Origin of the sequence: Mesorhizobium sp. M0587, assembly GCF_040320945.1 — a bacterium.
Taxonomy (GTDB): Bacteria; Pseudomonadota; Alphaproteobacteria; order Rhizobiales; family Rhizobiaceae; genus Mesorhizobium.
This window is the reverse complement of sequence record NZ_JAMYQP010000006.1, coordinates 111648-133020: the sequence shown is the minus strand read 5'-3', so window position 1 is coordinate 133020 and position 21373 is coordinate 111648. Positions and strand designations below refer to the sequence as shown.

The 21373-nt window shown below is 62.7% G+C and carries 19 protein-coding genes and 1 pseudogene; 11 read left to right on the top strand and 9 right to left on the bottom strand.

Features of this window, described 5'->3' with window-relative positions; genetic code table 11:
* Positions 1 to 42 precede the first annotated feature (42 nt).
* From NKI49_RS07900 to NKI49_RS07890, 3 genes are all read right to left on the bottom strand, one after another.
* On the bottom strand, positions 43 to 810 hold the full coding sequence (locus tag NKI49_RS07900; protein WP_352599134.1) for an RES family NAD+ phosphorylase: 768 nt from the start codon (positions 808 to 810) through the stop codon (positions 43 to 45).
* Positions 770 to 1144: an MbcA/ParS/Xre antitoxin family protein gene (locus tag NKI49_RS07895; RefSeq protein WP_352599136.1), complete on the bottom strand. Its 375-nt coding sequence runs from the start codon at positions 1142 to 1144 to the stop codon at positions 770 to 772. Before NKI49_RS07895 ends, NKI49_RS07900 begins: the two co-directional genes overlap by 41 nt.
* A gap of 101 nt (positions 1145 to 1245) precedes the next feature.
* A complete protein-coding gene (locus NKI49_RS07890; RefSeq protein WP_352599138.1) occupies positions 1246 to 2316 on the bottom strand; it encodes a GGDEF domain-containing protein in 1071 nt (356 codons plus the stop codon).
* Positions 2317 to 2704: 388 nt separating this feature from the next.
* Here NKI49_RS07890 and NKI49_RS07885 point away from each other — a divergent pair, with 388 nt between their 5' ends.
* Positions 2705 to 3127 (top strand): GFA family protein, encoded by a 423-nt coding sequence (locus NKI49_RS07885; RefSeq protein WP_352599140.1) that lies wholly within the window; start codon positions 2705 to 2707, stop codon positions 3125 to 3127.
* A 78-nt stretch (positions 3128 to 3205) separates the two neighbouring features.
* Positions 3206 to 3565, top strand: a complete 360-nt coding sequence (locus NKI49_RS07880) for a diacylglycerol kinase (protein ID WP_352599365.1) — start codon at positions 3206 to 3208, stop codon at positions 3563 to 3565.
* 40 nt (positions 3566 to 3605) lie between these two features.
* Here NKI49_RS07880 and NKI49_RS07875 read toward each other — a convergent pair whose 3' ends face one another.
* Together NKI49_RS07875 and NKI49_RS07870 are read right to left on the bottom strand one after the other, a co-directional pair.
* Positions 3606 to 4193, bottom strand: a complete 588-nt coding sequence (locus NKI49_RS07875; RefSeq protein ID WP_352599142.1) for a DedA family protein — start codon at positions 4191 to 4193, stop codon at positions 3606 to 3608.
* Positions 4193 to 4753: a DUF1003 domain-containing protein gene (locus NKI49_RS07870; protein ID WP_027025221.1), complete on the bottom strand. Its 561-nt coding sequence runs from the start codon at positions 4751 to 4753 to the stop codon at positions 4193 to 4195. The genes NKI49_RS07875 and NKI49_RS07870 overlap by 1 nt, the downstream gene beginning before the upstream one ends.
* 88 nt (positions 4754 to 4841) lie before the next feature.
* On the opposite strand from NKI49_RS07870, the gene NKI49_RS07865 reads away from it, so the two are divergent.
* From NKI49_RS07865 to gltX, 5 genes and pseudogenes are all read left to right on the top strand, one after another.
* A complete protein-coding gene (locus tag NKI49_RS07865) occupies positions 4842 to 5558 on the top strand; it encodes a DNA-3-methyladenine glycosylase I (RefSeq protein ID WP_352599145.1) in 717 nt (238 codons plus the stop codon).
* A 144-nt stretch (positions 5559 to 5702) separates the two neighbouring features.
* Complete coding sequence (locus NKI49_RS07860) at positions 5703 to 7379, top strand: NAD+ synthase (protein ID WP_352599147.1); 1677 nt, start codon at positions 5703 to 5705, stop codon at positions 7377 to 7379.
* A gap of 55 nt (positions 7380 to 7434) precedes the next feature.
* Positions 7435 to 7844: pseudogene (locus NKI49_RS07855) on the top strand (GNAT family N-acetyltransferase).
* Between the two features lie 387 nt (positions 7845 to 8231).
* Complete coding sequence (locus tag NKI49_RS07850; RefSeq protein WP_352599149.1) at positions 8232 to 10037, top strand: ABC transporter ATP-binding protein; 1806 nt, start codon at positions 8232 to 8234, stop codon at positions 10035 to 10037.
* 182 nt (positions 10038 to 10219) lie between these two features.
* Positions 10220 to 11593 carry a glutamate--tRNA ligase gene (gltX, locus tag NKI49_RS07845; protein WP_352599151.1) on the top strand — a complete coding sequence of 458 codons (1374 nt, stop codon included), beginning with the start codon at positions 10220 to 10222 and terminating at the stop codon, positions 11591 to 11593.
* Here the strand turns inward: gltX and NKI49_RS07840 are convergent.
* The 3 genes from NKI49_RS07840 to NKI49_RS07830 all read right to left on the bottom strand — a co-directional run bounded on the left by NKI49_RS07840 (position 11511) and on the right by NKI49_RS07830 (position 16075).
* A complete protein-coding gene (locus tag NKI49_RS07840; protein ID WP_352599153.1) occupies positions 11511 to 12719 on the bottom strand; it encodes a DUF2865 domain-containing protein in 1209 nt (402 codons plus the stop codon). The genes gltX and NKI49_RS07840 overlap by 83 nt on opposite strands.
* A 75-nt stretch (positions 12720 to 12794) precedes the next feature.
* Positions 12795 to 15119 (bottom strand): NADP-dependent malic enzyme, encoded by a 2325-nt coding sequence (locus tag NKI49_RS07835; RefSeq protein ID WP_352599155.1) that lies wholly within the window; start codon positions 15117 to 15119, stop codon positions 12795 to 12797.
* 176 nt (positions 15120 to 15295) lie between these two features.
* On the bottom strand, positions 15296 to 16075 hold the full coding sequence (locus tag NKI49_RS07830; RefSeq protein WP_352599157.1) for an SDR family oxidoreductase: 780 nt from the start codon (positions 16073 to 16075) through the stop codon (positions 15296 to 15298).
* Positions 16076 to 16228: 153 nt separating this feature from the next.
* Here NKI49_RS07830 and NKI49_RS07825 point away from each other — a divergent pair, with 153 nt between their 5' ends.
* Together NKI49_RS07825 and NKI49_RS07820 are read left to right on the top strand one after the other, a co-directional pair.
* On the top strand, positions 16229 to 17011 hold the full coding sequence (locus NKI49_RS07825) for a UDP-2,3-diacylglucosamine diphosphatase (RefSeq protein WP_032919518.1): 783 nt from the start codon (positions 16229 to 16231) through the stop codon (positions 17009 to 17011).
* A gap of 114 nt (positions 17012 to 17125) precedes the next feature.
* Positions 17126 to 18340 carry an MFS transporter gene (locus NKI49_RS07820; RefSeq protein WP_352599160.1) on the top strand — a complete coding sequence of 405 codons (1215 nt, stop codon included), beginning with the start codon at positions 17126 to 17128 and terminating at the stop codon, positions 18338 to 18340.
* Here NKI49_RS07820 and dgcA read toward each other — a convergent pair.
* A complete protein-coding gene (gene dgcA, locus NKI49_RS07815; protein ID WP_352599162.1) occupies positions 18311 to 19294 on the bottom strand; it encodes an N-acetyl-D-Glu racemase DgcA in 984 nt (327 codons plus the stop codon). The genes NKI49_RS07820 and dgcA overlap by 30 nt on opposite strands.
* Positions 19295 to 19371: 77 nt before the next feature.
* On the opposite strand from dgcA, the gene NKI49_RS07810 reads away from it, so the two are divergent.
* Both NKI49_RS07810 and NKI49_RS07805 read left to right on the top strand, forming a co-directional pair.
* Positions 19372 to 20559 carry an MlaE family ABC transporter permease gene (locus NKI49_RS07810; protein ID WP_352599164.1) on the top strand — a complete coding sequence of 396 codons (1188 nt, stop codon included), beginning with the start codon at positions 19372 to 19374 and terminating at the stop codon, positions 20557 to 20559.
* A 7-nt stretch (positions 20560 to 20566) separates the two neighbouring features.
* Positions 20567 to 21373 (top strand): ABC transporter ATP-binding protein, encoded by an 807-nt coding sequence (locus tag NKI49_RS07805; protein ID WP_352599367.1) that lies wholly within the window; start codon positions 20567 to 20569, stop codon positions 21371 to 21373.

Below are 21373 nucleotides of genomic sequence, written 5' to 3'. Positions count from 1 at the left end.
AAAAGCGCTGGAGAAATCCGGCGCTTTTCTTTTTGGAATGGATCAGTGCCCGCGTTCCCACCGCAGGCTGGCGAGACGAGGATCTGAAAAAGCTGTTCTCGAAAACTCGAAGCGCTTTTGCGGGAATTCGCAGATCGCCTGAACGCCGAAGGCGCCGAGGCGGATGCGCCAGGTCTGCGGCTCCATCGGCTTCGCCTTGGCAAAGCCCTTGCACGTCAAAAGCGCGACGTTGGCGCCCTTCAGATCGCGCGCCGATCGGTAGCGGATCGCTTCCAGCCTGGCCTCGCGGGCGGTGTCTGCGATCGCCTGGCATGCCGCATAGTCGGTCGGATGTGTCCATGCTGCCGAGTCGCGATCGAGCGGCGGGCGGGTCAGGTCAATCACCCTGGCGCATTTGATCGCCGCGGCAAAGGCCGTGTAGTCGGCGGCGTCGCGCGGCCAGGGCGTTTGCGGCGACTCGGCAAAGAACAGCAAGCGGTAGAACGCCATTTCCGCCACGGCCGTGAATATGGTCTCGGCCGCATAGTAGACTCCCAAGGTCCTGCCGGCGCGGCGGAAGCGCGAACCATGCGGATAGATCGAGCCGTAGCGGAAAGGCGTGGCCAGGAGATAATGGAGATGGCGGCATTCCTGCGGAATCTGCGGCTTGATTTCCTCGATCAACTCTTCGAGGAGAGCCTGCTCGTCGAGCGTGTCGACGAGTTTCAGGGTCGAGACGTGGTGCTGCGCCTCGACCATGCGCCAGTATTTGCCGTCGATATGGCAGGCTTCAGATGAGAGCGCGTCGGGAGTCCAGGTAGGCAATGACATCGACAAGCCCGGTAATGGTGAGGATTTTTTCGAGCGGGGCGGCATCGAACGCCGTGTTGGCGTTCTTCAGCCATGACCGCGCGACAGCCGCGTCGCCGCCGACAATGGCGTCGAGCGAGCGGAACAACCTGACGAACAGCACCGCGAGTTCGAATGGCTTAGTGCCGCGCTCAAGCAGAAATTCTTCCCTGCGCATGCGCGAAACCGTGGCTTCCGAGACGCCGATCACGGAAGCCAGCATCCTGGCGGTAACGTCCAGCAGATCGGCGGCGCGCAGCATTGCCTTGGTCAGAACCACATTTTCGGCTGAACTGGCAGCGTTTTGGGGTCGCATAGCGGATGTCTTCCCGTTTCCACAGAAAATATAGGCCGAAAAATTTCACGTGGAAAGGGGCGGCCGCAGAAATCTGGATGCGATGGCGGCCAGGAGTAGGACTAATCCTTCTTGTAGAGCAGCCAGCTCTTGCCGGCGCGTCCGGCCATCGTCGAATGCTTGGTCACGCGGTTGCGCCCGCTGAGTTTCGAACGGTAGAGCGCCCGGTCGGCTTTGCTGTAGAGGTCTTCCGGCCCCTCGGCCTCGGATGCCATGCAGATGCCCATCGAGACGGTGACGGTGCCGTAATTCGTGCCGGTCTGGCTGCTGGTGAATGGCGTCTGTTCGATCAGGGCGCGAATTCGGTCCGCGACGTCATAGGTGGCATCCTCGCTGGCGCCCTCGATGATCAGCGCGAACTCCTCGCCGCCAGTGCGCGCGACGAACATGTCGCCGCGAATGCTGGTCTGGAAAATGTCGGCGATGATCTGGAGGATCTTGTCGCCGACCGGATGGCCGTACCTGTCATTTATGTCCTTGAAACGATCGATATCGGCAAGGATGAGGGCGTTGAACAGGATGCCCTTGTTGCTGGTGTAGATCCTGGTGATTTCCTTGTCGAAGGCGCGCCGGTTCCAGATATGGGTCAACGGGTCGGTGTCGGCCAGCCGCTTGTATTCCTCGAGCTTCGACTTGACGCTCTCGAGTTCGGCCGTCTTGTCGCTGAGCGTCAAGGCGACCTGCCGGCCATGATCGATCGTCGAATTGGTGGCAGTTGCCATGGCATTCGCGATCTTCTGGAGAAGGTCCTGGGAAAGAAGGCTGCGGCTGCTGAGGCCGCTCGACGTCTCATCGAGAAGCCTGCCGTATTTCTCAATGTGGCTGCGTTCGCTCCTCAACAGCGAAGCGATGTCCTCGAGTTCCTTGGCGATGACCTCCCTGGCATGCTCGACGATGCCGGGGCCATGGTTCTGGGCAAAGAAGGTACGGCCGATCTGGTCCAGCTCGTCCTGCGTCGGCCGGCTGCTCAGCGACACGACGGCCAGACTGAGTTCGCGATTGGAGCCGTTCAAGGCCTCGTAGAAGATCTCGTAATTGCGCGGCAGGCCGAGTACGCCCAACTGGCGCATCGTCGCGAGGACGGTGGTGGCGATATCCGTGCTTCTTTCAGTCTGGGCTATCATCGGCTGCATGTTCTGCTACTTCCCCCTGGACATCGCCGTGGACTGGCGGACATCCATTGTCGCCGACCCGGGGGACGCTATTTCATTGCAATACCTCGCGCAGGCGTGTCCCCACCCGTGACCTTCGCGTGGCATAACATAAATGCGGTAGCGCTAAAGTTTCCTTAATTCGCGTAGTCCCACCGGTTTTCTCAGCCTGCCTCGGTGGAGGCTTAACCTGTGCACCAATAAATCCAAGACAATGCCGGTCCGCCGGCCCGCGTTCGAAACCCGCGCGTTACGATGTTCCAAAAATGCCGAATTTCGAATTCGCCACGCAAATGGATGTCGCATTTGCTTGCTTGTGGTTGCCTCAAAGCTGGAATTCTGGCGGAGTTTCGTCCAAGGAGGAGTTGAAATGCGTGACAGTCACGAGGGGTCTTGCTTGTGCGGAGCGGTCCGCTTCAGAGCGCACGGGCCGCTGCGCGGTGTCGTCTATTGCCATTGCTCGCAGTGCAGGAAGCAGAGCGGACACTTCTATGCCGCGACCAATGTCGCCGATGCCGACATCGTGGTCGAAGGCACCGAAAGCATCACCTGGTACGAGGCGTCTTCCTTCGCAAGGCGCGGTTTCTGCAAGAACTGCGGGTCGCTGCTGTTCTGGAAACCTCGCGACGACGCATACATTTCGGTTCTGGCGGGATCGTTCGATGAGCCGACGGACCTTCGGGGCGAATGCCATATTTTCGTCGGCGACAAGGGCGACTATTACGCCATCGATGACGGACTGCCGCAATTCGAAAAGTCGACACCGTCGATCAAGGTCCTGCCGGACGAATGAATTTTGGGCGAGCAGCCTTATTCCATTGATCGGGTCATTGCTTTATCCCGTGCCGGTGATTCGGAAAGGGGTTTGGGCATGCAGCGGCTGATCCACGCGTATTTTAACTCGCTGCGGGCGTTTCGCAAGCTGGCCGTCAGCGAAAGGGCCTTCCAGCAGGAGCTCATGCTGCTTGTGCTCGCCCTGCCGCTCGGCTGGTTCGTTTCGATCTCGTGGCGCGGTTATGCCTTGCTGATCGGCGCGGTGCTGCTGCTGATCATGGTCGAAGTGCTGAACACCGGGATCGAGGCGGCGTGCGATGCCTTTAGCCGGGAATTCAACGTCGACATCCAGTTGGCCAAGGATTGCGGTTCGCTGGCGGTGCTGATTTCGGTCGTCATCGTTGCCGGGGTCTGGGGCATCGCCATCATCGAGCGGATCGCAGGGGTGCCGATCTAAGTCGTGGGCGGCTTGTCCACGGCGTGATGAGTAAGGATCGTCATTGTTCCTTGCCGCGCTCCTTTTTGGCGATGTGGTGGGCGAAAAGCCAGGCAAGCACGGCCACCGCAAGACCGATGCCCAACCCGATCAGCAGCCGTTCATGGCGGACCAGCGCCTGGCCGATGAGGCGCTCGGCGCCCAACCCGAAAAAATAGCCGATAGTGCTGAACAGCACCGCCCAGACCGCCGATGAAATGGCGTTGAGCAGGATGAAGCGCGGTACTGCTATGGTTGAAAGTCCTGCCGCGACACCGCCGACCAGGCGCATGCCGTAGACATAACGGTTCGACAGCACGAAGATGTTGGGGTGGGTGTTGAGCAGACGGTAGGCGCGGCGGAAACCCGGCCGTTTGCGCAACCTGACGACGTAGCGATGGTCGGCGAATCTTCTGCCGAGGATGAAGAAGGATGTGTCGCCGATGAAGGCGCCGAGGGCGGCGACGACATAGGCATGCCAGAGGACGAAAACATGCTGGTGGGCGAAGAAGCCGCCGAGGATGGCGGCACTTTCACCTTCAGCGACACAGCCTAGAAAGACGGCGATCAACCCATATTGGTCGATGAAATCGTGGACAAGCCCAGTCATCAAGACGACTGCTGTTTCGGCAGCCGCCGGTCGAGCTTCTCGACCAGCGCCGCCAGTCGCACGATCTCGTCGCGCATGCCGATGATCTGGCCATGGCGCAGTTCGTCGAGCTTTTCATGCAGCGCCATGATCTCGATCTCGGCCTTCAGATTGACCTCGTAATCGTGGGCGGCGTCGATGCGGTCGCGCTCGGTCTGGCGGTTCTGCGCCATCATGATCACCGGCGCCTGCAAGGCGGCGACCATCGACAGTACGAGGTTCAGGAAGATGAACGGGTAGGGGTCGAAGGCATCGCGCGACAGGAGCCAGACATTGCCTGATGTCCACAGGACTAGAAAGGCGATGAAGGTGAGGATGAAGGACCAGGAGCCGCCGACGCGGGCGATCGTATCGGCAAGCCGGTCGCCAAAGGTCTGGTGGAAGGCGACGGCCTTGTTGGTGTCCCTGGAGATCGTGGTGCGCTCGAGTGTCGATTGCAGCACCCGGTTTTCGAGCTGACTGAGGCCGTCCGGCCGTCGCTTGAGCCAGCGGTTCGCCAGGTCGTCGATCGTCTTGTTCATGGCCGTCTCCAGGGTCTTGGCTGGCGATAGAGGTAGAGGCTGCCGGGTCCTGCGGGAAGTGCTACATTGTGGCGAAGAGCGAGGACTGATGGCCGACTTTCAGAAAATTCGCCTGCGCGCGGCAAAACGCAAGGGCGGCGAAGCCGAACTTGCGTCGCTGCTGGGGCCGGTGCCCGACAACGCGGCCGTTGCCGACATCGCGGATAACCGCATTCTCTCGACGATGGCCGAGCGTGTGTTCGCCGCCGGTTTTGTCTGGCGCGTCATCGAACAGAAATGGCCCGGCTTCGAGGAGGCGTTCCTCCATTTCGAGCCGAAGCGGCTCTTGTTCCAGCCTGACGATTTCTGGCACGACCTGACGGCGGACCAACGCATCGTGCGCAATCCGCAGAAGATCAAATCGGTTCGTGAGAACGCTGCTTTTGTCGAGCGCGTATCCAGGGAACATGGCGGTTTTGGCAATTTCCTCGCGGAATGGCCTGATGACGACCAGGTCGGGCTGATGGCGTATCTCGGCAAGCATGGCAGCCGGCTCGGCGGCAACACTGGCCAGTATTTCCTGCGCTGGCTGGGCTGGGACGCCTTCGTCATTTCGGCCGACATGGCGGCCGCGCTTCGCGACGCGGGGCTCGATATCGCGGAAAACCCGACATCGAAGAAGGACCTCGGCAAGATCCAGGTCCAGATCAACCAATGGGCGGCCGAGACAGGTCTGCCGCGCCGGCACATCTCGCGCATCCTGGCGATGTCGATCGGCGACAACCATTCTCCGCAAGCGTTGCGAGAATATATGGGCGAGGACTGATTCCAGGCTCCGAGGCACGATCAACATCCCGTCGACCGAACTGACACGATCTGTCGATCGGTCCGACACGATCTGTCGATCGGTCGGGGGTGGTCCAAACGAACGCCATTGCGGGGCGAATTTTGCCGCGCTAAGTCAGCAGGCATGACCCAGAAGCCCGACCTACTGCGCATCGCCGTCGCCCAGCTCAATCCCACGGTCGGTGATGTCGCCGGCAACCTCGCCAAAGCCCGTGAGGCGAGGGCGGATGCTGCCCGGCAGGGCGCCGACCTCGTGCTCTATACCGAGCTTTTCCTCGCCGGCTATCCGCCGGAGGATCTGGTGCTGAAGCCGGCGTTCCTGAAGGCCTGCGAAAAGGCGGCACAGGACTTTGCCGCCGATACCGCCGATGGCGGTCCGGGCGTCATCATCGGCACGCCACTGAAGCGCAACAGCGGCACGCACAATTCGATCATCTTCGCCGATGGCGGCAAGATCATCGCCGAACGCTACAAGCTCGATCTGCCGAATTATGGCGAATTCGACGAGAAGCGCGTCTTCCAGGCCGGGCCCGAGATCCAGGGGCCGGTCAATTTCCGTGGCGTGCGGGTCGGAATCCCGATCTGCGAGGACATCTGGGGCGATATCGGCATCTGTGAGACGCTGGCCGAGAGCGGGGCGGAAATCCTGCTGGTGCCGAATGGCTCGCCTTACTACCGGGCCAAGATCGATGTCCGCCACCAGGTGGTCATACGACAGGTCATCGAATGCGGGCTGCCGATCATCTACGCCAACCAGCTTGGCGGCCAGGACGAGCTGATCTTCGACGGCGCGTCGTTTGCCATAGGTTCCGACAAGACGCTCGCCTTCCAGATGAGCCAGTTCGAGGAAGCTGTCGACGTCACCACCTGGAAGCGAAAAGGTGATGGCTGGGCCTGCTCGGAAGGCCCGATGTCCAAAATCCCGGAGAGGGAAGAGGCCGACTATCGCGCCTGCATGCTGGGTTTGCGCGACTACGTCAACAAGAACGGCTTCAAGAACGTCGTTCTCGGCCTCTCCGGTGGCATCGATTCGGCGATCTGCGCGGCGCTTGCCGTCGATGCGCTCGGCGAGGAGCGGCTGCGCGCGGTGATGATGCCGTATCGCTATACCTCGAAGGATTCGCTCAAGGACGCCGAGGACTGCGCCCGCGCGCTCGGCTGCCGTTACGACATCGTGCCGATCTTCGAGCCGGTCGAGGGCTTTCTGCACACCCTGACGCAGCTTTTCGAGGGCACTGAGGAAGGCATCACCGAGGAAAACCTGCAAAGCCGCGCACGCGGCACGATCCTGATGGCGATCTCCAACAAGTTCGGCTCGATGGTCGTGACGACCGGCAACAAGAGCGAGATGTCGGTCGGCTACGCCACGCTCTATGGCGACATGAATGGCGGCTTCAATCCGATAAAAGACCTCTACAAGATGCAGGTCTACGCATTGTCGCGCTGGCGCAATTCGCATGTGCCGCCGGGCGCGCTCGGGCCTTCGGGCGAAGTGATTCCGAACAACATCATCGACAAGGCGCCGTCGGCGGAGCTACGCGAGAACCAGACCGATCAGGACTCGCTGCCGCCCTATCCGGTGCTGGACGATATCCTCGAGTGCCTGGTCGAGAACGAGATGGGCGTCGACGATATCGTCGCGCGCGGCCATGACCGGGCGACGGTGACACGCATCGAGCATCTGCTCTACATCGCCGAATACAAACGCCGGCAGGCCGCACCCGGCGTGAAGATCACCAAAAAGAACTTCGGCCGCGACCGCCGCTATCCCATTACCAACCGTTTCAGGGATCGCGGCTAGACCGCCGGGTCCCGGCTGGAAGCCTGCGCCATGTGGCCCGGGCGAGGGAGTAGCCATGCTCGATTGTGAGATCAGTTTCGACCTGTCGCGGATCGATTTCCGCGCGACCTCCGACCTGTTGATGGCGAGCTACTGGGGCGCCGGGCGCAGCGATGAGATGCATCGCCGTGCCTTTGCCAATTCGCTGTGCGCCGCCGCTTTTGTCGACGGCAAGCAGGTCGGTTTCGGCAGGGCGATTTCCGACCGAACGGTGTTCGCCTATCTCGCCGACATCATCATCTGGCCGGAATATCGCGGGCAAGGCATTGGCTCGCGACTGGTGCAGGCTCTTCTCGATCATCCCGACCTCGGCACCGTCTCGCACTGGAGCCTGTCGACCGGCGATGCGCATGGGGTTTACGAGAAGCTTGGCTTCAACCGTCGACCGACGGCCGGTACATGCGCCTCGATCGCATTCCGCAATGAAAGGCGCGCGGCTGTGACTTGCACCGACGTTGTTGCAAAATAACCTCAGTGCTTGGACCAGATAGACTTTTGGCGTGAGCTCGTCTTGGCGTTGCATCTGAGCGTCTCTATAAGAACCATTCCGCAATTCATTTGCGGGAGGTCTGAATGGCAGTATTTCAAATGCGAGGCCGCAAAGCCTAAGTCTCTACCGGCGCTGGACGGGGATCTATTTTCCGTGCCGAAACCGGATCGAGCGCAGGCTCATGCCGATGCCGGTCGCCGCCCGACCACGGGCGAGTCGCCAAATATGCCACTCCGCATTCTGGGCAATCATTAGCCCGTTGAGGGGCGTCTTCAATCTTCGACCTTACTGGGATCGGGCTCGTTTGCGCCCGAAATGACATCATGGCTCGTTTCAAAATCGATTTGCGCGCGAGCGCCTTTCGCAGCGTTCTTGGCTTTACGCTCACTCATTGGCGACGCCAGCCGTGGCGGCTTTCGCTCATCATGGGTGGTTTCCTGCTGTCGACGCTGGCCGACGTTCTGACGCCGCTCTATTCCGGCCGGCTGGTCGACGCCGTGGCCAGCAGCGCCGGCGCGGACGCGATTGCCTGGAATGCCGCGATGACGGCGTTTTCAATGCTGATGGCGCTCGCTCTGACCGGGGTCGCGCTGCGCAACCTCGCCTTCATGGCGATCGTCGAACTGACGCTGAAGATGATGGCCGACATCGCCGCCGATTCCTTCCATCGCGTCCAGCGCTTTTCCACGGATTGGCATGCCAACAGCTTTGCCGGCTCGACGGTGCGCAAGGTGACGCGCGGCATGTGGGCGCTCGACCTGCTCAACGACACCATCCTCATCGCTCTGCTGCCGTCGGTCGTCATGCTCATCGGTTCGACGCTGCTGCTCGGCTGGTTCTGGCCGCTGATGGGTGCCGTGGTTGCAGCCGGTTCCGTGCTGTTCATCATGGTGACGACGATGCTGTCGCTTGGCTATGTCGCGCCGGCGGCACGGCTCGCCAACACCTGGGACACGCGCCTCGGCGGCTCGCTGGCCGACGCGGTGAGCTGCAATGCCGTGGTCAAAGGGTTTGGCGCCGAGGAGCGCGAGGAGCAACACCTCGCCAGGATCGTCGCCAAATGGCGTGCACGAACGCGGCGCACCTGGGTGCGCGGCACCATCAACGGCACCACGCAAGGGGCGCTGCTGCTGGTCATGAGAGCGGCGGTCATCGGCCTGGCGCTGATGCTGTGGTCGTGGGGGCAGGCAAGCGCGGGCGATGTCGCTTTCGTTCTGACCTCGTTCTTCGTTTTGCAGGGTTATCTCAGGGATATCGGCACGCATATCCGCAATTTGCAGCGCTCGATCAACGACATGGAGGAACTGGTCGATTTCCAGGCCGAACCGCTCGGGATCGAGGACCGGCCTGGCGCCAAGCCGATCCGGATCACGCAAGGGCGCATCGGCTTCGACCATGTCACCTTTCACTACGGCAGTCACCGATCGCCGCTCTATCGCGACTTTTCGGTCGATATCGCGCCGGGTGAACGTGTCGGCCTCGTCGGCCATTCAGGTTCGGGCAAGACAACCTTCGTCAAGCTCATCCAGCGGCTCTATGACGTGAATGCGGGAAAAATCCTGATCGACGGTCAGGACATCTCGCAGGTGGCGCAGGCGTCGCTGCGCGGGCAGATCGCCATCGTCCAGCAGGAGCCGATCCTGTTCCACCGGTCGCTGGCCGAAAACATCGCCTATGCCCGGCCGACGGCGACGCAGGATGAGATCGAGCATGCAGCAAGGCTAGCGAGCGCGCACGACTTCATCACCAATCTGCCGAAAGGGTACGGCACGCTGGTCGGCGAGCGGGGCGTGAAACTGTCGGGCGGCGAGCGGCAGCGCGTGGCGATCGCACGCGCTTTCCTGGCCGATGCGCGCATCCTGATCCTGGACGAGGCGACATCGAGCCTCGATTCGGAATCGGAGGTGCTGATCCAGCAAGCGATGGAGCGGCTGATGGTCGGCCGCACGACGCTGGTCATCGCGCACCGGCTTTCGACGGTGCGGGCGCTCGACAGGCTGCTGGTCTTCGATCGCGGCAAGATCGTCGAGGAAGGCTCGCATGACGAGCTGATCCGGCTGAAGGGCGGCATCTACCGCCGGCTGTTCGAGCGTCAGGCATTGGAGCTGACCAAGGGCTTGGTGATCTGACCGGAAGTGTTGCAGGGCCGCGTCCGGCGGGGCGCGGCCCCCGCATTCCCGAACAGACGTTCGTTGCGCCGCCCAGGCACCAGGCTGCCCGGTCTTTTCATCGCGCGCGTCATGTTCTATGTCTTCCGCACGGCGCGGGGGCGCGTCTTGTCAATCGCAAAAGCATCCGGTACGCCCCGCTCATGACCGTTACCGTTCGTTTCGCCCCGTCGCCGACCGGCCGCATCCATATCGGCAATGCGCGCACCGCTTTGTTCAACTGGCTCTTCGCCATGAACAACAGGGGACGGTTCATCCAGCGCTTCGACGACACCGACATCGCCCGCTCGAAGCAGGAATTTTCCGACGCCATCCTCTACGATCTGCATTGGCTGGGCATTTTCCCGGACGCCACCGAATACCAGTCGCGGCGCTTCGAAATCTATGACGCGGCGGTCGAGCGGCTGAAGGCGGCGGGCGTTCTCTATGCCTGCTACGAAACCCCGGAGGAGCTCGATCTCAGGCGAAAGGTGCGCCGTACGCGCGGCTTGCCGCCGGTCTACGGCCGCGAGGCATTGGCGCTGACGCAAGAGCAGGTGGCCGAGTACCAGACCGATGGTCGCCGGCCGCACTGGCGCTTCCTCTTGCCCAATTTCTCCGGCGATCCGCAGCAGCCGGAGCGCACCGAGATCCACTGGAACGATCTGGTGCGCGGCGAGGAGACTGTCGACCTTGCCTCGTTGTCCGACCCTGTTCTGGTGCGCGAGGACGGCACCTATCTCTACACGCTGCCTTCGGTAGTCGACGATATCGAGATGGGCGTCAGCCATGTCATCCGCGGCGACGACCACGTCACCAACACCGGCGTGCAAATCGCCTTGTTCAAGGCGCTGGGTGCCGAACCGCCAGTCTTCGGCCACCATAATCTCCTGACGACCGCGTCGGGCGAGGGCCTGTCCAAGCGCACCGGCGCGCTTTCCATCGAAAGCCTCCGCGAGGACGGGATCGAGCCGATGGCCGTCGCTTCTCTCGCCGTGCTGGTCGGCACTTCGGAGAACGTCGCGGCAGTGGCGACGATGAGCGAGCTTGCCGAGCGGTTCGATCCGGCGGCGACCTCGAAATCCGCGGCCAAATTCGATCCCGACGAGCTGTTCGTGCTCAACCGCACGCTGCTGCACCACATGCCATTCGCCGAGGCGAGGGACCGGCTGATCGTGCTCGGCATCTCCGGCGAACAGGCCGAGCCGTTCTGGCTGGCGGTGCGAGGCAATCTCGATAGGCTGGCCGATGCGGTGGGCTGGTGGCGTATCCTGCGCGAGGGGCCGCAGGAGACGCCGGATTTCTCCGATGACGACCGCGATTTCCTCGGCCAGGCGTTCGATCAGCTGCCGGAGGAACCCTGGAACGGGACGGTCTGGAAGGACTGGACGGGCAAGATCAGGGAAGCGACCGGGCGCAAGGGCAAGGCGCTGTTCATGCCGCTCAGGCTTGCTCTTACCGGATTGCCTTCGGGGCCGGAGCTTGCAGATCTATTGCCGCTGATGGGTCGGGAAGGAACGTTGGCCCGACGACCCTGACTTTACGCTGGTCCGGCGGCACCGCCGACACGGGCAATGTCACGGGTTTTGCGGAAAGCCGCTTCATGGCTTCGCGGTCGAGCCCACCCTCGACGTTCGCCAGGGTTTCCGGATCGGCGCCCGGATCGGGTTTGGAAACCGGGACCGGAATGACCGGCGCCGCGTTCGTTTCAGGCTTCGACTGTTCCGGTTTGGGTGGGTTGCCGGCGATGATCTGGAAATTCTGCGCGGCGTTGCAGCCGCAAGCCGGCGGCCGCGACATGTCGGATTGCTTGTAGAGATAGGCGGTCGGCAATTCGCTGTAGGGCCTGCCGGTGACCGATGAGGTCATCGACGCCGAATCGTCGTCCATGCCGCGCGAATAGAAGACCTGCATCTCGGTGCCGGGGCAGCTCGATTCGCAATTCTTCTGGTCGCGTTCGAAATCGCCGATGGAAGCCGAGTTCGACATCGGGAAGAAATAGCCGTCACAGGTGCGCACGCAAGACGTGTGGAATTCACCGCCAACGCTTGGAAAATCCGGCACGCCGGGCCGGTTGAGCACCCGGCGAACGTTGCGCTCCTCGCCGGGATCGTCAGGTTGGTCCAGCGCGTCTAGTGTATCGGGCTGCCGGCTATTGCCGCCGAAAAGCTGGTCGAACAGATTGGTGTCGCCGTCTTCGCGGTTCGCCTCCAGTAAAGGCTCGCGCCGCGGCGCAATGGTGTCGTCGCGGCAATCGTTGGCGTCGAGCGCCGCGAGGATGCGCTTGCTGTCACGGCGCGAGCCACCGCCGGCCAGTCGCTCGCGTTTGGCTTGCAAGGCGTCGAGATTGGCGTTCATGCGGTCGATGGTGGCATTGAGTGCGGCGCATTCGTTGACGTTGCGGGAAAACAGCGAAAAACCGCATCCGGCCCTGCTCGCCTGGCCGCGGGCCTTTGAAATCTGTTCTTGCTGTCTTTCGATCGCGGCATCGTATTTCCGGACCATCGCCGGACCACCGCCGCCGCCGCGCGAGGCCATCGCGAGATCGGCCTCCAGCTGGCGGCAGATCCGCGAGGCAGCCTGTGGCTCGGTGACCGCGGCGCCGGAAAGCAGGAGGCCAAGCAGCACGGCAGCGTACGCCTGCTTCCACCCCGCGCTTGTCATCCGCCCAAACTCCGCCTGTTCGTCCGCGAGGCTATCGTGTTCGCGGTTAACCGCAGTTTATCGTACAATCCGCGTTTAGCCCAGATTGACGACCGCCTGCGCCTTGTGCGCGGCCTCCACGACCGCCAGGGCCGTCATGTTGACGACGCCTCGCGACGTCACCGATGGCGTCAGGATATGCGCCGGCTTATCGGTGCCGAGCAGGATCGGCCCGACATGCAGCGCGTCCATCATGGCGCGCAACGCCGTCAGCGTGATGTTGGCCGAATCGAGATTCGGGAAGACCAGCAGATTGGCCTCGCCCTTCAGTCGCGAATGCGGATAGACGCGCTGGCGCAGAGGCTCCGACAAGGCGGAATCGGCATGCATTTCGCCGTCGCACTGCAAGTCCGGCGCGATGCGCGCCAGGATCGCCGCCGCCTGCCGCATCTTCAGCGCGCTTGGCGAATCGCGCGAGCCGAAATCCGAATGCGACAGCAACGCTGCCTTCGGCTCGATGCCGAAGCGCTGGATCTCCTCGGCCGCCAGCACCGTCATCTCGGCGATCTCCTCGGCCGTCGGATCGACGGAGACGTGGGTGTCGGTCAGAAAAATGATGCCGCGCTGCGAAATCAGCATGGAAAGCGTCGAAAGATCGTAGTCCTTGATGCCGGCGCGTGGCCCGATGATCAGCGTCACGTTGCGCAGGTGCCGCTCGAACCGTCCCTCGAGGCCGCAGACCATGGCATCGGCATCGCCGCGCTTCAGCGCCAGCGCGGCGATCACCGTGTTGTCGGTGCGCACCATGGTGCGCGCGGCTTCCGTCGTCACGCCACGCCGGCCGGCGAGTTCGATCAGCAGGTCGACATAGTGGCGGTAGCGCGGATCGTCCTCTGGATTTATGAGGCCGAAATCGACGCCCGGCTTGATGCGCAGCCCGTAGCGCTTGAGCCTGACCTCGATGACATGCGGACGGCCGATCAGGATCGGCTCGGCAATGCCTTCCTCGAGCACGACCTGGGCGGCGCGCAGCACGCGTTCGTCCTCGCCGTCGGCATAGATGACGCGCTTGGCACTCGATGCCTTGGCGGAGGAGAAGACCGGCTTCATTACCAGGCCGGAGCGGAAGACGAAGCGGTTCAGCTTGTCGATATAGGCGGCGAAATCGGTGATCGGCCTTGTCGCGACACCGGTTTCGCAGGCAGCCTTGGCGACGGCCGGCGCAATGCGCAGGATGAGGCGCGGATCGAAGGGCGAGGGGATCAGGAACTCAGGCCCGAAGACCGGCGTCTCGCCGGAATAGGCGCGTGCGGCGACGTCCGAAGGCTCTTCACGGGCAAGGGCGGCGATGGCGCGCACCGCGGCCATCTTCATCTCCTCGTTGATGGCGCTGGCGCCGCAGTCGAGCGCGCCGCGGAAGATGTAGGGAAAGCACAGGACATTGTTGACCTGATTGGGAAAATCGGAGCGGCCCGTGCAGATCATCGCATCGGGACGTGCCGCGCGAGCGACTTCCGGCATGATCTCCGGATTGGGATTGGCAAGCGCCAGGATCAGCGGTTTCGGCGCCATGTGCTGGAGCAGTTCAGGTTTCAGCACACCTGCCGCCGAGAGGCCGAGGAAAACGTCGGCGCCGGATATGACGTCGGCCAGCGTGCGCGCCTCGGTGTCCTTCACATAAGGATCTTTCCAGCGGTCCATCTCGTCGACACGACCCTTGTAGGCGACGCCGAAACGGTCGGTGACCCAGATGTTTTCCACCGGCGCGCCAAGCGAGACCAAAAGATTGAGGCAGGCAAGCGCGGCGGCGCCGGCGCCCGAGGTGACGATCTTTATGTCCGATATGGCCTTGCCGGCGAATTCCAGCCCGTTGAGCACGGCGGCGGCGACGATGATGGCAGTGCCATGCTGGTCGTCGTGGAACACCGGTATGCCCATGCGGGCCTTGAGCCGTTCCTCGACTTCAAAACACTCCGGCGCTTTGATGTCCTCGAGGTTGATGCCGCCAAAGGTCGGCTCCAGCGCCGCGACGGTCTCGACCATGCGCTCGATCTCCGGCGCGTCGATCTCGATGTCGAAGACGTCGATGCCGGCAAACTTCTTGAACAGGACGGCCTTGCCTTCCATCACCGGCTTGGAGGCCAGCGGCCCGATATTGCCGAGGCCGAGCACCGCCGATCCATTGGAGACGACACCGACCAGATTGGCGCGTGCGGTGTAGTCGGCGGCGGTCGCCGGGTTGTCGCGGATTTCCAGGCAAGGGGCGGCGACGCCAGGTGAATAAGCGAGCGCCAGGTCGCGCTGGTTGCCGAGCGGCTTGGTCGCCTGGATCTCGAGCTTTCCCGGCCTTGGGTGTTTGTGGAAATAAAGGGCGGCCTCGTCGAGGTCCGAACGTGCCGTTTTTTTGTTCTCGCCTTCCATGCGGCCGCTCCCTCGAAACCTGCTACGACGGTCCTTTTAGCATGCGGCCGAGATTTTTCGCGATGCTAAATGACGCGCTGGAAGCTTTGAGCGCCGGCGCGTCGAAAACCATTATCAGTCAGGTACTTACGGCTATCTGCTGCCAGATAAATCCCGGTGCTTCATCGGCGCGCCAATCAAAAGGCGCTGACGTAGAGGCCGCCGTCGACCGGTATATTCTGGCCGGTCAGATAGCCGGCATGGACCGAGCACAGGAAGGCACATATCTGGCCGAATTCCTCCGGCGTGCCGAGCCGCTTGGCCGGTACGTCGGCGCTGATGCGCGTCTTGCGCGCCGCCGCCGCGGCGGGATCCTCCGGAGTGCCGGCCTCATGCGGGCCGCGCAGCCGGTCGGTGTCGAGTTTGCCCGGCAGGAGACTGTTGATGGTCACATTGCGGTCGATCACCGTTCTCGCCACGCCGGCAAGGAACGAGGTCAGGCCAGCGCGCGCGCCCGACGACAGGTCGAGGCCGGGGATGGGGACGTAGACCGACAGCGAGGTGATGTTGACGATGCGGCCGAAGCCGCGTGCCGCCATGCCGTCGATGACGGCCTGGACCAGTTCGATCGGCGTTACCATGTTCTGGGTGACGCCTTCGAGGATCTTGGTGCGATCGAGTTCACGGAAGTCGCGAAGCGGCGGGCCGCCATTGTTGTTGACGAGGATATCCGGGTCGGGACAGGCGGCGAGCAGCGCCTTCTGCACCTCCGGCTTCGACACGTCGCCGACGACCTCAGTCACCGTCACGCCATAGCGCTCGCGCAGCTCCGCGGCGGTCTTGCCCACCAGTCCGGCGTTGCGCCCGTTGACGACGATGTCGCAGCCGGCTTCGGCCAGCGCCATGGCGCAGCCGCGCCCAAGCCCCTTGCTCGACGCGCAGACGATCGCCTTCTTTCCGCGAATACCGAGATCCATGACGATTTCTCCTGTGATTTGCCGGGCAAGCTAGCCCTTGGGCTGGCCCAATCGCAACCGTCATACGGTTGTTGCATGAATCGGGGCATAGGCTCTGGCGAAGGCAATGGTGAAATCGCGATGTCAGGCCAAGAGCCCCGCACTTTCCGCAGTATGTTCATTTCCGACGTCCATCTGGGCTCGAAAGCGGCGAAGGCCGAGTTCCTGATCGATTTCCTGCGTCACCACGATGCCGATATCATCTATCTGGTCGGAGACATCGTCGACGGCTGGCGATTGCGGCGCAGCTGGCACTGGCCGCAAAGCCACAACGACGTCATCCAGAAATTGCTGCGCAAGGCACGCAAGGGCGCCAGCATCACCTATATCGCCGGCAACCACGACGAATTCGCCCGCCAGTTTCAGGGCGTGCATTTCGGCGGCATCGTCGTCGCCGACCGTGCCATCCACGAAACAGCCGACGGCAAGCGCCTGCTCGTCATCCATGGCGATCAGTTCGACACCGTCGTCCACAATGCGCGCTGGCTCGCTTATCTCGGCGACCATGCCTATGACGCCGCCATGCTGGTCAACCGCGTGGTGACGCGGCTGCGCCAGCTGCTCGGCCTGCCATACTGGTCGTTTTCGTCCTGGGCCAAGGTCAACGTCAAGAAGGCGGTCAATTTCATCGGCTCGTTCCAGACCATGCTGACCGAGGAAGCGCGCCGCTCGCATGTCGACGGCGTGATCTGCGGCCACATCCACCATGCCGCGATCGAGAATTTCGAGGACGTGCGGTACATCAATACCGGTGACTGGGTGGAAAGCTGCACGGCCGTGGTCGAGCATTTCGACGGGCGGATGGAAATCCTGACCTGGGCCCATGTCCTGCCCGAAGCGCCGGACGAGCCCTTCATCCCGATGCTCATAGAGGACAGGGTGATCCAGGCCGCCTGACTCCGAACGGCCGCGGATTTCGGTTAGTCCAGCCGGTTTCGCCGGTTTTTCCGACGTGTTAAGGCATCGATCTACGTCGCCGGCTGGTCGAACGCGGCGTAATTGGATCGATTCATGCCGCTGCCGCCGCTTTCGCCGGAACAACTCGTCAAGCCGCGCCATTTCGAACTGCGCATGGGTCTGATCTTCGCGACACTGTTCGTGTCGCTCGGCACCCATCTGCCTTATTTCCCGCTCTGGCTGCAGGCCAACGGGTTTCACGCCGAGCAGATCGCCGTCATCCTGGCCGCGCCGATGTTCCTGCGCGTGGTGACGACGCCGCTGCTGACCGCGCTGGCCGACAGGGCGAGGGACCGCGCCGATGTCTATGTCGCGCTGGTGGCTGCGTCACTGCTGTTGTCGGCGGGTTATTTCCTGACTCCAACCTATTTCGTCGTGCTTGCGGTATCGCTGCTGCTGACCATCGTGTGGACACCACATTCGCCGCTCGCCGATTCGCTGGCGCTTTCGGGCGTGCGCCGCTTCGGCTCCAACTACACCAGCATGCGCAAATGGGGTTCGATCTCCTACCTGTTCGCCAATATAGCCGGTGGCTTCATCCTTTCGGCAACCGGTCCCGGGGCGGTTCCGGTCATCATTTTCGTGGCGCTGGCGGCGGCACTCGCGGCGGGATTGCTGGCACCGCGTCTTGGCCGTCCGCGCCGCGCCTCGCCACTGTCGGCCACCGACATCCACCATTTGGCGCCAAAACTCCTCAACCCCTATTTCCTGTATTTTTCCATCGGCGTCGGCGTCATCACGGCCAGCCATGCATTCCTCTATGGCTTCGTCTCCATCTACTGGAAATCGATCGGCATCAGCGATTCGGTGGTGGGGCTGCTATGGGCTTGGGGCGTGGTGTCGGAAGTCTGCATGTTCATGATGTTCACCCGCTTCTTCGGCTCGTTTTCCGTCGTGTCGATCATGGTGATAGCGGGGATCGGCGCCATCGTGCGCTGGATCGCCTTTCCGCTGGTCTGGCCGCTCGGCCTCGGCGTTGCCGGATTTTTCGGCGTCCAGACGCTGCACTCGGTCTCGGTGGCGCTGGTGCTGATCGGCTTGCAGAAGATGATCGGCGAAACGGTCTCCGAGGAGCGGACCGGCGCCGCCCAAGGCATTGCCTATTTCTCCAACGGCTTCTTCATGGCGGTGGCGACACTGGCGTCGGGCCCGCTCTACGACCGTTTCGGTGTCGACGGTTTCTTTGCCATGATCCCGATCGCCTTGATCGGCCTCGCATTGATCGGGCTTGCGGCGCGCTCAGCCCCACAGCGCCGTATCGGGCGGTGATACCAGCGATCCCTGGTAGACGAGGCCGGGGACGCGGTCCCTGGCAAGCAGCAGCGGACCATCGAGGTCGACGAAATCGGCGTCCTGGGCGAGCAGGACGGCCGGCGCCATCGCCAGCGACGTGCCGACCATACAGCCGACCATCACGCCGAAGCCCAGCTCCCGGGCGCGATCACGGAGGACGAGTGCCGCCGTCAACCCGCCCGACTTGTCGAGCTTGATGTTGACGGCGTCATAGAGACCGACAAGCGTTTCGAGGTCCTTCGCCTCGTGTACGCTTTCATCGGCACAGATCGGCACCGGATGCGCGATATGGCGCAGGATTGCGTCGCTGCCCGCCGGCAATGGCTGTTCGATCAAGGCGATGCCTAGCTCGGCGGCGAAGGCGAGATTGGCGACGATGTTGTCGTCGGTCCAGCCTTCATTGGCGTCGAGGATGATGCGGCTTTGCGGCGCGGCCTGTCTCACCGCCTGGATTCGGGCGATGTCGTTTTCTCCGCCGATCTTGACCTTGAGCAGGGGACGGGCGGCGTTGGCCCGGGCTTGCGCCGCCATTGCCTCCGGTTCGCCGAGCGACAGCGTGTAGGCGGTTTCGAGTGTCCTTGCCGGGACAGCGCCAATCGCCTTGGCCACCGGTGTTCCGCTGATCTTGGCCTCGAGATCCCAGAGGGCGCAGTCGATGGCGTTGCGGGCAGCTCCGGCCGGCATGGCGTCGAGCAAGGCGGTCCGGCCGAGGCCGCCGACGATCCGCTCGCTCATGGCCTCTATCGCGTCGCGCACACCGTCCATGCTCTCGCCATAGCGCTTGTAGGGAACGCACTCGCCACGGCCGACGTGGCTGCCCTGCCGGATCGTGCATGTGATCACTTCGGCCTCGGTCTTCGAGCCGCGCGAAATGGTGAAGGTGCCGGCGATCGGAAAACGCTCCGCCTCGACCGAAATGACACGCGCCATATTTTTCTGCTCCGGCTATGCGAGAAGGGTTGTCGGCAAATCGACAAGGCCGGACCCATCAGGCTAAACAGGACGCCATGTTGACCATCGGCAAGCGTGACGCAAGCGGCACCACCGCCTCGGAGGCTGACCACCAACCGCGCGTGTCGGTCGGCGAGGAAGATGGCGTTCTCGGCTGCGTTTTCTCTGGAATTTGGACGACGCGGACAGTGGGGCTGGTCGACGCAGAAATGCGCAAGATCGAGAAGCGAAAGGGTTTCAAGACCTTGGCACTCGATCTTTCCAAGATCGAGAAGATCGATACCGCCGGTGCCTGGCTGATCGACCGGCTGGTCAGCGCTTTCGAGAAGAAGCAGGTCGAGGTCAGGCTGCAGGGGCAAAGCGAGATCGCCTCGATACTGCTCGACGCGGTAGGCGAGGCGGTCCGGCGCGAACCGGAATCAGGGCCGGCGCGGCCGCCCAATATCATCATTCGCGCCCTGGAGGCGGTCGGCCGGCGCGTCTACGAGATGCGCGACGACTTTCTGGCCTCGATGAATATTCTGGGCGCCACCATCCGCGGCGCGCAGATGAAGCTCGGCCGCGGCCATGCCGTCAACCCGGCGGCGATCTTCAATCAGATCGATCGAATGGGCGTCGGCGCCATTCCGGTGGTGGTGCTGATGTCGGCTATCGTCGGCGCCATCGTTGCCCAGCAAGGCGCCTACCAGCTCAGCTATTTCGGCGCCGATATCTTCGTGGTCGACCTCGTCGGCGTGCTCATCCTGCGCGAACTCGGCGTGCTGATGACGGCGATCATGATCGCCGGCCGCTCCGGCAGCGCCATCACCGCCGAGATCGGTTCGATGAAGATGCGCGAGGAGGTCGATGCGCTGAAGGTCATCGGGCTCAATCCGATCGGCGTGCTGGTCTTCCCGCGCCTGGTGGCGCTGGTGATCGCCTTGCCGTGCCTGACGATCATCGCCAATTTTGCCGCGCTCGGCGGCGGCATCGCCGCGGCCTGGCTCTATTCCGACATCGCACCGGCCGCCTTCATCGACCGGCTGCGCGTCGCCATCGACCTCAGCACCATTTTTGCCGGGCTGATCAAGGCGCCGTTCATGGCCATGATCATCGGCACGATCGCCTCCGTCGAAGGCATGAAGGTTGGCGGCAGCGCCGAATCGCTGGGCCAGCACGTCACCGCCTCGGTGGTGAAGTCGATCTTCGTCGTCATCATCCTCGATGGACTTTTTGCCATGTTCTACGCCGCGATCGAGTTCTGACATGGCCATGCGAAGCGACACCGGGGCCAAAGGTACAACGGACGAGAGCGAGACCGTGCTGTCCGTGCGCGACGTCACCGTCGCCCTGGACGACAAGGTGATCCTCGACAGATTGTCGCTCGACATCACGCGCGGCGAGATCCTGGGCTTCGTCGGAGCCTCCGGCGCCGGTAAATCGGTGCTTTTGCGCACCATCCTTGGCCTGCTGCGCAAGCAGACGGGAACGATCAGGCTGTTCGGCGTCGATGTCGAGAAGGCCAGCGAAGCCGAGCGCCTTCGCATCGACATGCGTCTTGGCGTCCTGTTCCAGCATGGCGCGTTGTTTTCGGCCCTGACGGTGCAGGAAAACGTGCAGGTGCCGATGCGCGAATACCTCGACCTGCCGAAGAAGCTGATGGACGAATTGGCCTTGCTCAAGATCGAACTGGTCGGCCTGCCGCCGGATGCGGCGCGGAAATTCCCATCCGAGCTCTCGGGCGGCATGATCAAGCGCGCCGCACTTGCCCGTGCGCTGGCGCTCGACCCCGACATCGTCTTTCTCGACGAGCCGACCTCGGGTCTCGATCCGATCAGCGCGGCGGAATTCGACGAATTGGTGGTCAAGCTGCGCGATACGATGGATTTGACGGTCTATATGGTCACGCACGATCTCGACACCCTGTTCACGGCCTGCGACCGGGTGGCTGTGCTCGGCAACAAGAAAGTGCTGGTCGAGGGTACTATCGACGACATGCTGAAGAGCGAGGAGCCGTGGGTAAAATCCTATTTCCGCGGAAAACGTGCCCGGCAACTTGATCTTGCCGCGCGCGCATAG